Origin of the sequence: Amycolatopsis jejuensis, assembly GCF_000717335.1 — a bacterium.
Lineage (GTDB): Bacteria > Actinomycetota > Actinomycetes > Mycobacteriales > Pseudonocardiaceae > Amycolatopsis > Amycolatopsis jejuensis.
Genome location: NZ_JNYZ01000024.1, coordinates 135,624 through 149,246, shown reverse-complemented (window position 1 = coordinate 149,246; position 13,623 = coordinate 135,624). Strand labels below are relative to the sequence as shown.

At 70.8% G+C, this 13,623-nt stretch carries 6 protein-coding genes; 5 read left to right on the top strand and 1 reads right to left on the bottom strand.

Features of this window, described 5'->3' with window-relative positions:
* The first annotated feature begins 318 nt into the window (after positions 1 to 318).
* The 5 genes from gltB (at position 319) to OO71_RS30660 (ending at position 12,304) form a co-directional block, all read left to right on the top strand.
* Positions 319 to 4,854, top strand: coding sequence for a glutamate synthase large subunit (gltB, locus tag OO71_RS30680; protein ID WP_033293429.1), 4,536 nt, complete (start codon positions 319 to 321; stop codon positions 4,852 to 4,854).
* On the top strand, positions 4,847 to 6,355 hold the full coding sequence (locus OO71_RS30675) for a glutamate synthase subunit beta (protein WP_033293428.1): 1,509 nt from the start codon (positions 4,847 to 4,849) through the stop codon (positions 6,353 to 6,355). The genes gltB and OO71_RS30675 overlap by 8 nt, the downstream gene beginning before the upstream one ends.
* Before the next feature lie 216 nt (positions 6,356 to 6,571).
* Positions 6,572 to 7,720: a ScyD/ScyE family protein gene (locus OO71_RS30670; RefSeq protein ID WP_051792469.1), complete on the top strand. Its 1,149-nt coding sequence runs from the start codon at positions 6,572 to 6,574 to the stop codon at positions 7,718 to 7,720.
* 60 nt (positions 7,721 to 7,780) lie between these two features.
* The gene (locus OO71_RS30665) at positions 7,781 to 10,870 is read left to right on the top strand and encodes a hypothetical protein (protein WP_033293427.1); all 3,090 of its coding nucleotides are present in this window, start codon (positions 7,781 to 7,783) and stop codon (positions 10,868 to 10,870) included.
* A 42-nt stretch (positions 10,871 to 10,912) separates the two neighbouring features.
* The gene (locus OO71_RS30660; protein WP_033293426.1) at positions 10,913 to 12,304 is read left to right on the top strand and encodes a class II 3-deoxy-7-phosphoheptulonate synthase; all 1,392 of its coding nucleotides are present in this window, start codon (positions 10,913 to 10,915) and stop codon (positions 12,302 to 12,304) included.
* Here OO71_RS30660 and OO71_RS30655 read toward each other — a convergent pair.
* Positions 12,293 to 13,570 (bottom strand): wax ester/triacylglycerol synthase domain-containing protein, encoded by a 1,278-nt coding sequence (locus OO71_RS30655; protein ID WP_084145396.1) that lies wholly within the window; start codon positions 13,568 to 13,570, stop codon positions 12,293 to 12,295. The genes OO71_RS30660 and OO71_RS30655 overlap by 12 nt on opposite strands.
* Positions 13,571 to 13,623 lie beyond the last annotated feature (53 nt).

Genomic DNA, 13,623 nt, shown 5'->3' with positions numbered 1-13,623 from the left:
CCAACACTATGGCAGCAGACGGTCACCCTGGGTGGGCGATTCGGGAAACTCGCGGCAGGACTGCGTCACGTGGCGGCGCGGACGTCCGCGGGGGGACCTATACTTCGAGAACCGAAGCATCGGGAACCCATCAGGAACTACGTCGTTCCGCGCTGCCGGATCGTTACCCTTCTGCCCCATCCGGGGAGCTCCGAGGCGCTGCTGGGGTGTTTCCCAGGTGTTAAAGTCGCGCTAACAAGCGGGCCATCGTCGTCCCGTGCGCTCCCCGCGGCCGGCTCGCCGGCCACCGCACGAAACGACGAAGGAGGTCCCTTTTCCATGATCTTCTCCGCCATCCCCGGCAAACAGGGCCTTTACGACCCGGACACCGAGCAGGACTCCTGCGGCGTCGCCATGGTGGCCGACGTCCGCGGCCGCCGCACGCACGGCATCGTCACCGACGGCCTCACCGCGCTCACCAACCTCGACCACCGCGGTGCTGCGGGGGCCGAGCCGACCAGCGGTGACGGCGCCGGCATCCTCCTGCAGCTGCCCGACGAACTGCTGCGCGCCGAGGCCGGTTTCCCGTTGCCCGCGAGCGGCGGGTACGCCGCCGGGATCGCGTTCCTGCCCCTCGACACCGAGGAGCGCCACAAGGCCGTCGGGCTCACCGAGCGGATTGCCGCCGAGGAAGGGCTCGACGTCCTCGGCTGGCGCGAGGTTCCGGTGGACACCGACGGTGCCGAGATCGGCCCCACCGCCCGGTCGGTGATGCCGCACTTCGCGATGCTGTTCGTCACCTCGCGCAGCGGCGAGACCGGCCTGGAGCTGGACCGGATGGCCTTCTGCCTGCGCAAGCGCGTCGAGCACGAAAGCCTCGCCTCGGGCTGTGGCACGTACTTCCCGTCGCTGTCCGCGCGCACGATCGTCTACAAAGGCATGCTCACCCCCGGGCAGCTGCCGCGGTTCTTCCCCGACCTGCGCGACGAGCGGCTCACCAGTGCGATCGCGCTGGTGCATTCCCGCTTCTCCACCAACACTTTCCCGTCGTGGCCGCTCGCGCATCCGTTCCGGTTCGTGGCGCACAACGGCGAGATCAACACCATCCGCGGCAACCGCAACCGCATGCGGGCCCGCGAAGCGCTGCTCGAATCCGATCTCCTCCCCGGCGACCTCACGCGGCTGTTCCCGATCTGCTCGGCCGACGCGTCCGACTCGGCGTCCTTCGACGAGGTGCTGGAACTGCTGCACCTCGCCGGTCGCCCGCTGCCGCACGCGGTGCTGATGATGATCCCGGAGGCGTGGGAGAACCACACGTCGATGAACCCGGAACGGCGCGCGTTCTACCAGTTCCACGCGAGCCTGATGGAGCCGTGGGACGGCCCGGCGTGCGTCACGTTCACCGACGGCACGCTGGTCGGCGCGGTGCTCGACCGCAACGGCTTGCGTCCGGCGCGCTGGTGGCGCACGGCAGACGACCGGGTGGTACTGGCCAGCGAGGCCGGTGTGCTCGACGTGGCCCCGTCCGACGTCGTCGCGAAAGGACGGCTCAAGCCGGGCCGGATGTTCCTCGTGGACACCGCCGCGGGCCGGATCGTGGACGACGAGGAGGTCAAGTCCGCGCTGGCCCGCAAGCAGCAGTACGGCGACTGGCTGCACGCCGGGCTGCTCAAGCTCGCCGACCTGCCCGACCGCGACCACGTGGTGCAGAGCCACGATTCCGTGCTCCGCCGCCAGCTCGCCTTCGGGTACACCGAGGAGGAGCTCAAGATCCTGCTCGCGCCGATGGCCGCGAACGGCGCCGAGCCGATCGGGTCGATGGGCACCGACACCCCGCCTGCCGTGCTGTCCAAGCGATCCCGGCTGCTGTACGACTACTTCAAGCAGAATTTCGCCCAGGTCACCAACCCGCCGCTGGACGCGATCCGCGAGGAGCTCGTCACGTCCATGGCACGGATCATGGGCCCGGAGCGCAACCTGCTCGCGCCCGGACCGGCGTCGTGCCGGCACCTGAACCTGCCGTACCCGGTGATCGACAACGACGAGCTGGCCAAGCTCATCCACGTCAACGACGACGGCGATCTACCCGGGTTCGCCTGCACTGTCCTTTCCGGACTGTACGAAGCAGACGGTGGCGCGGAAGCATTGGCCGCGGCCATCGAGCGGGTGCGCCGGGAGGCGTCCGAGGCGATCGCGTCCGGCGCCCGCACGCTCGTGCTGTCCGACCGCGACTCCGACCATCGGATGGCCCCGATCCCGTCGCTGCTGCTGGTTTCCGCGGTGCACCACCATCTGGTGCGCACCAAGGAACGGCTGCGCGTGGCGCTGGTGGTGGAAACCGGCGACGCCCGCGAGGTCCACCACATCGCGCTGCTGCTGGGATACGGCGCGGCAGCGGTGAACCCGTACCTCGCGTTCGAGACCATCGAGGACATGATCGGGCAGGGCGCGATCACCGGCATCGAGCCGGGGAAAGCGATCCGCAGTTACGTGCAGGCGCTCGTCAAGGGTGTCTTGAAGATCATGTCGAAGATGGGGATTTCCACGGTCGGCGCGTACACCGCGGCGCAGGTGTTCGAATCCCTCGGCCTGAGCCAGGAACTGCTCGACGAGTACTTCACCGGCACGTCGTCGAAGCTCGGCGGCGTCGGCCTCGAGGTGGTCGCCGAGGAGGTCGCCGTGCGGCACCGCCGGGCGTACCCGGACAATCCCACCGACCGAGTCCACCGTGGACTCGAAACCGGCGGCGAGTATGCGTACCGCCGCGAGGGCGAGCTGCACCTCTTCACGCCGGAGACGGTGTTCCTGCTGCAGCACGCGTCCAAGACCGGGCGCGACGAGGTGTACCGCAAGTACTCCGACGAGGTCCATCGGCTTTACCGCGAAGGCGGCACGCTGCGTGGGCTGTTCAAGTTCCGTGAGCGCGAGCCGATCCCGCTGGAGGAAGTGGAATCCGCCGCGTCGATCCTGCGCCGGTTCAACACCGGGGCGATGTCGTACGGCTCGATTTCGGCTGAGGCACACGAAACCCTGGCCATTGCGATGAACCGGATCGGCGGCCGGTCCAACACCGGCGAGGGCGGCGAGGACCCGGAGCGGCTGTACGACCCGCAGCGGCGCAGTGCGATCAAGCAGGTCGCCAGTGGCCGGTTCGGCGTCACCAGCGAGTACCTGGTCAACGCCGACGACATCCAGATCAAGATGGCGCAGGGCGCGAAGCCCGGCGAGGGCGGGCAGCTGCCGCCGAACAAGGTGTACCCGTGGATTGCGCGCACGCGGCATTCGACGCCGGGCGTCGGGCTGATTTCGCCGCCGCCGCACCACGACATCTACTCCATCGAAGACCTGGCCCAGCTCATCCACGACCTCAAGAACGCCAACGAGCAGGCCCGGATCCACGTGAAGCTGGTGTCGTCGCTGGGCGTCGGCACGGTGGCCGCGGGCGTTTCCAAGGCACACGCGGATGTCGTGCTCATTTCCGGGCACGACGGCGGCACCGGCGCGTCGCCGATGAACTCGCTCAAGCACGCCGGGACGCCGTGGGAGATCGGCCTTGCCGAAACGCAGCAGACCTTGCTGCTCAACGGTTTGCGCGACCGGATCACCGTGCAGGTGGACGGCGCGATGAAGACCGGCCGCGACGTCGTGATCGCCGCGCTGCTCGGCGCGGAGGAGTACGGGTTCGCCACCGCGCCGCTCGTGGTCGCGGGCTGCATCATGATGCGCGTCTGCCACCTCGACACGTGCCCGGTCGGCGTCGCCACGCAGAGCCCGGAGCTGCGCAAGCGGTACACGGGACAGGCCGACCACGTGGTGCGGTACTTCGAGTTCGTCGCCGGGGAAGTGCGGGAAACCTTGGCGCAGCTCGGGTTCCGCACGCTCGACGAGGCCATCGGGCACGCCGAGGTGCTCGACACCGATGACGCCGTGCAGCACTGGAAGGCGTCCGGGCTCGACCTCGGGCCGATCTTCGACCAGCCCGCGGAAACCCCGTACGGCGGAGCGAAGCGGCGGATCCGCGCGCAGGAGCACGGCCTCGAGCACGCGCTCGACCGCACGCTGATCCAGCTCGCCGAGGCGGCGCTGGAAGACGCGCATCCGGTGCGGCTGGAGCTGCCGGTGCGCAATGTGAACCGCACCGTCGGCACGTTGCTGGGCTCGGAGGTCACCCGCCGTTACGGGGGCGAGGGCCTGCCGGACGACACGGTCCACGTGCTGCTCACCGGGTCGGCCGGGCAGTCGCTCGGCGCGTTCCTGCCGAGCGGGATCACGCTCGACATGGTCGGCGACGCCAACGACTACGTCGGCAAGGGCCTGTCCGGCGGCCGGATCGTCGTCCGCCCGCATCCGGAGGCGAAGTTCGCCGCCGAGCGGCAGACGATCGCGGGCAACACGCTGGCCTACGGCGCGACGTCCGGTGAGATGTTCCTGCGCGGCCAGGTCGGCGAGCGGTTCTGCGTCCGCAACTCGGGCGCGACGGTGGTGGCAGAAGGCGTCGGTGACCACGCGTTCGAGTACATGACCGGCGGTCGCGCGGTGGTGCTCGGCCCGACCGGGCGCAACCTGGCGGCCGGGATGTCCGGCGGCAGCGCGTACGTGCTCGATCTGGACCGCACCAAGGTCAACCCGGAGATGGTGGACCTGCTTCCGCCGGACGCCGAGGATCTGGCCTGGCTCAAGCAGATCGTGCGGCAGCACCACGACCTCACCCGCTCGGCAGTGGCCGCGTCGCTCCTGGGCGACTGGACACGGCGCGCGGCGGCTTTCACCAAGGTGATGCCGCGCGACTACCAGCGGGTCCTCGATGCGGCCAAGGCAGCGCGGGCTGCCGGTCGCGATGTCGACGAAGCGATCATGGAGGCAGCTCGTGGCTGACCCCACCGGTTTTCTCAAGCACCAGCGGCAAGATCCCAAGAAGAAGTCGTACGAGGAGCGCTTGGCCTCGTGGGGCGAGGTCTACGCCGAGGTGGACCAGGGCGAGCGCAACGAAGCCGTCCGCACGCAGGCGTCGCGGTGCATGGACTGCGGCATCCCGTTCTGCCATTCCGGCGGCTCCGGTTGTCCGCTGGGCAACCTGATCCCGGAGTGGAACGACCTCGTCCGCCGCGGCGATTGGGCGGCCGCGAGCGATCGGCTGCACGCCACCAACAACTTCCCCGAGTTCACCGGGAAGCTGTGCCCGGCGCCGTGCGAGGCGGGCTGCGTGCTGGCGATCTCGCCGATGTCCGGCGGTCCGGTGGCGATCAAGCGTGTCGAGGAGACGATTGCCGCGCAGTCGTGGGAAGCCGGGTACGTGCAGCCGCAGCCGGCCGAGGTGTCGTCGGGACGGCGGGTGGCGGTGGTCGGCTCCGGTCCGGCCGGGCTCGCCGCGGCGCAGCAGCTCACCCGCGCGGGGCACGAGGTCACCGTGTTCGAGCGTGACGATCGGCTCGGCGGGCTGCTGCGGTACGGCATCCCCGAGTTCAAGATGGAGAAGAAGGTCCTCGACCGGCGCCTTGCGCAGCTGCGCAAGGAAGGCACGAAGTTCGTCACCGGCTGCGAGGTCGGCGTCGACCTCACGGTGGAAGACCTGCGGGAGCAGTACGACGCCGTCGTGCTCGCCGTGGGTGCGCTGCGCGGCCGGGACGACCGCACCACCCCCGGGCGGGAGCTCAACGGCATCCACCTGGCGATGGAGCACCTGGTACCGGCCAACAAGTACGTGGAAGGCGACGGTCCGTCGCCGATCGACGCCAAGGGCAAGCACGTGCTGATCATCGGCGGCGGCGACACGGGTGCCGACTCGTACGGCACGGCCACCCGCCAGGGTGCACTGTCGGTGACCCAGCTCGACCAGTACCCGATGCCGCCGCAGCAGCGCGACGACGAGCGGTCGCCGTGGCCCACCTGGCCGTACCTCCTGCGCACGTACCCGGCGCACGAGGAGGCCGGGGAACGGAAGTTCGCGGTGGCGGTGCGCCGGTTCGTGGACGACGGCGACGGCCAGGTCAAGGCCGTCGAGCTGCAGCAGGTCCGCGTGCAGAAGGACCCGGAAACCGGCCGCCGTGAGGTCATCGCGGTGAACGACGACGTCGAGACGGTGCCCGCGGACCTCGTGCTGCTCGCGATCGGTTTCGAGGGCGTCGAGGAAATGCCGCTGCTCGACGGTCTCGGCCTGTCGCTCACCCGTCGCGGCACGCTGTCCTGCGGCGCGGACTGGCAGACCGAAACCCCCGGCGTTTTCGTGTGCGGCGACGCGCATCGCGGTGCTTCGCTGGTGGTGTGGGCGATTGCCGAGGGCCGTTCGGTGGCGAATGCGGTCGACACGTTCCTCACCGGCGATTCCGACCTGCCCGCGCCCGTGCACCCGACGGCATTGCCCCTCGCGGTCGTCTGAGCGCATCCTGTACCCGGGCCCCGGCGCAATGGCGCGCCGGGGCCCGTTTCCGTGCCAGGACAAGAAGATCCGTCTTTGCCGAGTACATTGTGGAGGATTGGCATCCCCTTCCGGGCGAAAAGCGCAAGCAGCGACTTTTCACCGCCGAACGCGCACACTCGGTCCCCGTCCGGCCGGGTCCACAGTGGAGTCCGCCGGGCGCGAGAGGGAGGCGAAATGTCCGGATCCATGCGTACCACGCTGAGAACGGCGGCGATCTGCGCTTCGGTGGCGGTGGTGGCCATCGCCGGGGCGCCGTGGGCGAGCGCGTCGGCGGCGCACCTGACGACAGTCGCGAGCGGCCTCGACAGCCCGAGGCATCTGACGCTGCACAACGGCAAGCTCTACATCGCCGAAGCGGGCCGGGGCGGCAGCGGCCCGTGTGTCGACGGCCCGGAGGGACCCGCCTGTTTCGGGACCACCGGCTCCGTTTCGGTGCTCGACCACGGCAAGCTCCGCGAAGTGGTGGGTGGCTTCGCGTCGGCGGCCGCGCCTGACGGCAGCTTCGGCGGCGGTCCGGCCGACGTCGAGTTCGTGCACGGCGTCCCCGCGGTACTGAACCAGGATTTGTCGATCAATCCGCAAACCGGCGCGAACCCGTTCGGCCCGCAGGCCGCGACGCTGGGGAAGCTCACGTTCGCGCCCGGCAAGCACATCGTGCTGGGTCCGGACTTCGCGGTCTTCGAGGCCAAGCACAACCCCGACGGCGGCGCCGGGGCCGGACCGGGTGAACCGGTGATCGACTCCGACCCGTACGGAATGACGCCGTACCGCGACGGGTTCGCCGTGGCCGACGCGGCGGGCAACGACCTGCTTTACGTGGACCGCTCCGGCCGGATCAGCGTGCTCGCCGTGTTCCCGGTGAAGCTCGCGCCCGCGCCGCCCGGGCTGGGACTGCCGCCGGGTACGCAGATCCCGATGCAGCCGGTGCCGACTTCGGTGGTCGTGGGTCCGGATGGTGCGTTGTACGTGTCCGAGCTGAGCAGCATCGGCGTCGGCGTGGCCCGCGTGTGGCGCGTCGTGCCAGGGCACGCGCCCACGATTTACGCCGATGGGCTGACCGCGCTCACCGACCTCGCGTTCGACCGCAAGGGCAGGCTGCTCGTGCTGACGTTCGCCAAGGACGGCATCGCCGCCCCGCCGTCGGACGGTGTGCTGACCCGGATCGAGCGCAACGGAACGCGAACCGTGCTCGCGTCCACCGGTCTGGCCCAGGCCACCGGCCTGGCCGTCGACGGTGACGACATTTACATCGCCAACCACGGCACTTCGCCGGGCACCGGGTCGCCGTCGGGGACGATCGAGAAACTGACCGTGCGCTGGTAGGTGCGCTCTTCTCCGGTCCCGGGGTTCGTGAGAGGCTCGGGACCGGAGAAGGGGGACGGGGTGGTCACGAACCAGGTCCTTGGTCCGGTCACGGGTACCGTCGTGCAGGCCGGGACGATCACGTACACCGGTGCGCCGCCGGCCCGGTCGCGGTACCTGGAGTGGGTGCGGCAGATCGCGCCGCGGGAGCTCGTCGGGCGCGAAGCGGAACTGGCCGGGCTGACGGAGTTCTGCACTGCCCCCGCGGGCGCGGACTACGTGTGGTTCCGGGCCGAACCGTGGGCCGGTAAATCGGCTCTCCTCGCGTCTTTCGTGCTGAATCCACCCGACGGCGTGCGGCTCGTCTCGTTCTTCATCACCGCGCGTTCGGTGGGGGACGACACGCAAGAGGCTTTCGTCGACGCCGTCCAGCAGCAACTCGCGGAAATCCTTGGTACGGCGAAAGATCCGGAGGCGCGAAACCTGCATGCGGTGTTCGCCGACGCGGCCCGGCATTGCCGCGATCGCGGCGAACGGCTCGTGCTGGTGGTCGACGGGCTCGACGAGGACCGCGGTGCACGCGGGCACAGCATCGCGGCGCTGCTCCCGTTCCCGTCCGACGGGCTGCGGGTGATCGTGGCGAGCCGGTTGAACCCGGACGTACCCGCCGACGTCCGCGCCGGTCATCCGCTGCGCACCCCGGGCATCGAGCGGGTCCTCGCCCCGTCGACCGCCGCGCACGCTGCCCGCAGCGACATGGAACGTGAGCTGGACGCCCTGCTCACCGGGGAAACCGACCTGCTCGGCCTGCTGGTGGCCGCTCGCGGCGGGCTCACCCGCGCGGACCTGGCCGAGCTGACCCGGCGTCCGGTGCGGATGGTGGAACGGGCCTTGGCGAGCCGGTCGTTCTCGCGCCGCCCGGCGCACTGGCGGTCGGCCGAAGCCCCGGAGATCTACCTGCTGGGCCACGAAAACCTGCAGCGTGTGGCCGAGGACGCACTGGGTACGGAGGTACTCGCCCGGCATCGGTCCACAATGGACACCTGGGCGCAGGGCTACCGCGAGGCAGGCTGGCCCGCGGACACCCCGCAGTTCCTGCTGCGCGGGTACTTCCGGCTGGTACAGGAGGGCGGCGACGGCACCGCGCTGGCCGACCTGGCCGCCGACCCCCGGCGCCACGCCCGGTTGCTGGACGTGTCCGGCAACGACCTGGCCGCGCTGGCGGAACTCGACGCCGCCCGGGCCGTGGCGCTGGAGGCGGCCGAGCCGGACCTCGTCCGGATCATCACCCTGGAGACCTACCGGGACAACTTCCGCGACCGCAACACCCGCACCCCGCAACGGCTTCCGGCGCTCTGGGCGCAGCTGGGCGAGGTTGACCATGCGGTGGCTCTGGCCCAGTCCATGACCGAACGGCACTGGCAGCGGATCGCCCTGGTCGCGCTGGTCGGCGCACTCGCCCAATGCGGCCGCGCGGAGGTGGCCAGGCAGCTCGCCGACGACGAGCCTGAGCCCGAACTGCGAGACACCCTTCTCGCGGAAATCCCGCTCACCCTGATCGAGAACGGGCATCGCGGGGTCATCGACACTCGATTGAGTGCGGACCGGCGCTATGAGGTCGAAGCGCACCTGGCGGTCGCGCGGCCCGATCCGGATTTCGCCCGGGCGATCCGCCGTGCCGCGGCAGTGTCCGAGCAGGCGGTGTTTCCCCGGCTGGGACGGCTGGTGGTGGCGGCGCATCCGGACCTGGCCGAGCGGTTCGTCGAGGTGGCGGAGGCCGCGCAGATCCACGGTGCCACCCTTGCGGTCGCCGCGGCCCTGTCCCGGCGCGGCGAAATCGCTCGGGCTCGCGCCCTGGCCGAACGCTACGACCAGGGTGATTCCGGGCGGCTGGTGCGCTTCGCCGACCTGGTGACCGGCGACGGCCCGCCCGCCGGACCCGGCGAGGAAGACGTGCTGGTCGACGTCCTGATCGCAACCGGGCGGGTGGACGGCATCCCGGCGGTGCTGGCGGCGATGCCCGACGGGACCGGGCACGACATTGCCACCTCCCGGTATCTCACCGCGCTCGCGGCACGTGGCGACGTGACCGGCGCGACCGAGCTCGCGACCCGGTTCCGGCCGAAGTCCTCGTACCGGGACCCGCTCCGCGACATCCTGGGTTTCCTGACCGAGATCGCCGAGGTCGTGCTGCAGGCGGGCGACGCGGACCGGGCGCGCGAGATCGCCGCCGAAACGGAGGCGCTGGCCCGCCGTCCGGTGCTCGACTGGCGGGTCGCGGACGCGGTCGTGGCGCTGGCGGGTGCGGCCGTGGCGTCCGGGGACGTGCGGCGGGTGGAGACGCTGGCGCCATTGGTACCGATCGACCAGTACACCCGCACCGGCATGGCCGAGGTCCTGAGGCTGCTGGCCGCCGAAGGCGACCCGGCGATTGCCGAGAAGGTGCTCACCGGGCTCGAACGGCCGGGCCAGGCGTACCAGCCGGTCCTGCTGCTGGCCCGCCGTCTTCGCGAGGCAGGCGATTCCGCCGCCCTTGCCCGGCTCGCGGTGCGCGTACGCGGCCTGATGGACGCCCTCGACAGCGCTCGGAGCTTCGGCTGGGACGCCTGCGTGACGATGATCTGTGCGGTCGGAGAGCCCGCTGACGTTGCCGAGGTGGTCGCCCGGTGCCGGGAAGTCCGTCCGGATGCGCTCGACGACGCGCTCGAAGGCGTTGCCGAGCTGGCTTCGCGGGGCGAGGAGACCGCCGCGCTGACGTTGTGTGCCGCGATGAGCGGATTCCGCCGCCGACGGGCCATGACCACCCTGGTCAAGGGGCTGGCCGAGGAGGGATGGGCGGACCGGGCCGAGGTGCTCGCCGACCGCGAGGCGGACCAGGATCTGCGCGCGGAGCTGCGGAGGGCGTTCGCGCTGGGAGTCGGTGCCCGCGACCTGGAACGGGCGCTGGCGAAAGCCGCCGGGGTCGAGCGTCCGCAGGAACGGGCGGAGCTGCTCGCCAAGCTGGCCGTGCATGCCGGTCCGGACCGGCGCAAACGGATACTGGCCGAGGCGGTCGCGCTGGACCGCTGGTCGGTCGTCGTCCCCGCGCTCGGGGTGGACGAGCTGGCCGGTCTGCTCGACGTCGCCGACCGGTTCGGTGCGCTCTACCGGCCGGAGGAACCGCAACGGTGACCACCGGGGGCGGCCGGTGCGGGAGACCTTATTCTGAGACTCGTGAACTGGACAGTGGACGTTCCCGTCGACACGCTTCCCGAACTGCCGCCGCTGCCGCCGGAGCTGCGGGCGCGCCTCGACACCGCACTCGCGCTGCCTGCCGCGCAGCAGCCGGAGTGGCCGGACGCCGACCTTACCAAGCGGGTGCGGAGCGTACTGGAGAGCGTGCCGCCGATCACGGTGCCCGCCGAGATCGACCGGTTGCAGAACCAGCTCGCCATGGTCGCCCGCGGCGAAGCCTTCATGCTGCAGGGCGGTGACTGCGCGGAGACGTTCGAGTCCAACACCGAACCGCACATCCGGGCGAACCTGCGCACGTTGCTGCAGATGGCCGTGGTGCTCACGTACGGGGCGAGCCTGCCGGTGGTGAAGGTCGGGCGGATCGCGGGCCAGTACGCGAAGCCGCGTTCGGCGGGCACCGACGCGCTCGGCCTGCCGGTGTACCGCGGCGACATCATCAACTCGCTGGTGCCCAAGCCGGAGCTGCGGATCCCGGACCCGGGCCGGATGATCCGCGCGTACGCCAACGCGGGTGCGGCGATGAACCTGGTCCGCGCGCTCACCGCGGCCGGGATGGCCGACCTGCACCAGGTGCACGACTGGAACAAGGACTTCGTGTCGTCCTCTCCGGCGGGGGAGCGGTACGAGGCGCTCGCCGGCGAGATCGACCGCGGCCTGCGGTTCATGAACGCGTGCGGGGTCACGGATTCCTCGTTGCAGCACACCGAGATCTTCGCCAGCCACGAAGCTTTGCTGCTCGACTACGAACGGGCGTTGCTGCGCCTGGACAACGCCGACGCGGCGAACCCGAAGCTGTACAACCTGTCGTCGCACTTCCTGTGGGTCGGCGAGCGCACCCGGCAGCTGGACGGCGCGCACATCGCGTTCGCCGAGCTGCTGGCGAACCCGATCGGGCTCAAGATCGGGCCGACCACCACGCCGGAGCAGGCGCTGGAGTACGTCGAGCGGCTCGACCCGCGCAGCGAACCCGGCCGGCTCACGCTCATCTCGCGGATGGGCAACGGCAAGGTCCGCGAGGTGCTGCCGTCGATCGTGGAGAAGGTCGAATCGTCCGGGCACAAGGTCATCTGGCAGTGCGACCCGATGCACGGCAACACCCACGAGTCGTCCACCGGCTACAAGACCCGCCACTTCGACCGGATCGTCGACGAGGTACAGGGCTTCTTCGAGGTGCACCACAAGCTCGGCACGTACCCTGGCGGCATTCACGTGGAGCTCACCGGTGAGGACGTCACCGAATGCCTCGGCGGCGCGCAGGAAATCTCGGACGTCGACCTGGCGGGCCGCTACGAAACGGCGTGCGACCCCCGGCTCAACACCCAGCAGTCCCTCGAACTCGCGTTCCTGGTCGCGGAGATGCTACGGGGCTGAAACGTCCAGCAGTCCCGCTGCCGCTTTGCCCACCGCGTCGCGCAGGGAACCCAGGTCGCCCACCGCGTTCGCGTTGGCTTGCAGTCCGATGTGGACGGTGTCGCGATAAGGGGCGACCGCGATGCCCACCGCCTGGCGCGGAGCCAGCGGCACGAACGGGTACACCTGCTTGAGCGGGGCGCCGTCCAGGGCGAGCCGCGCGGGCGGCACCGGCACGGTGGTCACCACGAGGTCGAACAGCAACGGCGCAGCGAGCCCGGCGGTGCGGGTGCCCAGCCGGTGCAGCATCGTCGGGACGCGGTTGGCCAGCAGCGGGAACGCACCGGCGCCACGGGCCGGTCCGGCGGCTTTGTTGCGCGCCATCGCCGTGCGCACCACCTCCAGCCGCTGCACCGGGTCGGGCACGCCCACCGGCAGGTCGCACAGGTAGCCGGACAGCTTGTTGCCGCCCAGCTGCTCGGCCGCCCGGCCGCGCACACTCACCGGCACGAGCGCGCGGATCGACCGTCCGTCGGCGCGGATTCCGCGGTTCACCAGCCATTCGCGCAGCGCACCCGAAAGCACGGCGAGGACCACGTCGTTGGTCGTGCCGCCGTGGGCGCGGCGGATCCGGCGTAGATCGGCCATCGGCAACTGCGCGAAGCCGAGGTGCCGCTCAGCGGTGGCGGGCGCGGACAGCGGCGACCACGGCGGCCGGGCCGCGCGTACGACGGACGACGCGATCCCGGCGGTCTCGCGCACGGCGCTCAGCGGGGTACGCGGACGGGGTACGGACGGGGTCGGCTGTCGCGTGGACAGTCCGTCGAGCAGCCCGACAGCCACCCCGTACGCACCGGCGCCGTCGGTGAGCGCGTGATGAAGCTTCAGCAGGACGGCGAAACCGTCGTCCGGCAATCCGGTCACCACGGTCAGGTCCCACAGCGGACGGTTCGGGTCGAGCGGTTCGGCGATCCAGCGCGCGGCGAACTCGGGTAGCGGGTCGGGGTCGTACAGCGTGCTCAGCCGGTGCACGTGAATATGTTTCAGGGCACGGAAATCCGGGTCGCGGACCCAGGCCGCCGCGCCCGGCGGGAACAGCTCGGCACGGATTTTCCGGCGCAGCGGCGCGATTTTCCCGGCCCGGCGCGCGAGCAACGCGGTGAGCTTCGCCGGATCGACCGGGCCGTCCGGGGCGAAGGTGAGCACCGCGCCCATGTGCATCGGGGCGGTTTCGGTGGAGAGACAGAGAAATGCGACGTCGAGCGGGCTCAGCGGGGTCCGTGCCATGGTGGTCCTTCCGCGTCCGGCAGCGGGGGAGGACGCCACGACACCACCCGGAT

Bases quoted from the DNA above. Each gene is read 5' to 3' on its own strand.
- gltB (WP_033293429.1), top strand. From the start codon at position 319: ATGATCTTCTCCGCCATCCCCGGCAAACAGGGCCTTTACGACCCGGAC.
- OO71_RS30670 (WP_051792469.1), top strand. From the start codon at position 6,572: ATGTCCGGATCCATGCGTACCACGCTGAGAACGGCGGCGATCTGCGCT.
- OO71_RS30655 (WP_084145396.1), bottom strand. From the start codon at position 13,570: ATGGCACGGACCCCGCTGAGCCCGCTCGACGTCGCATTTCTCTGTCTC.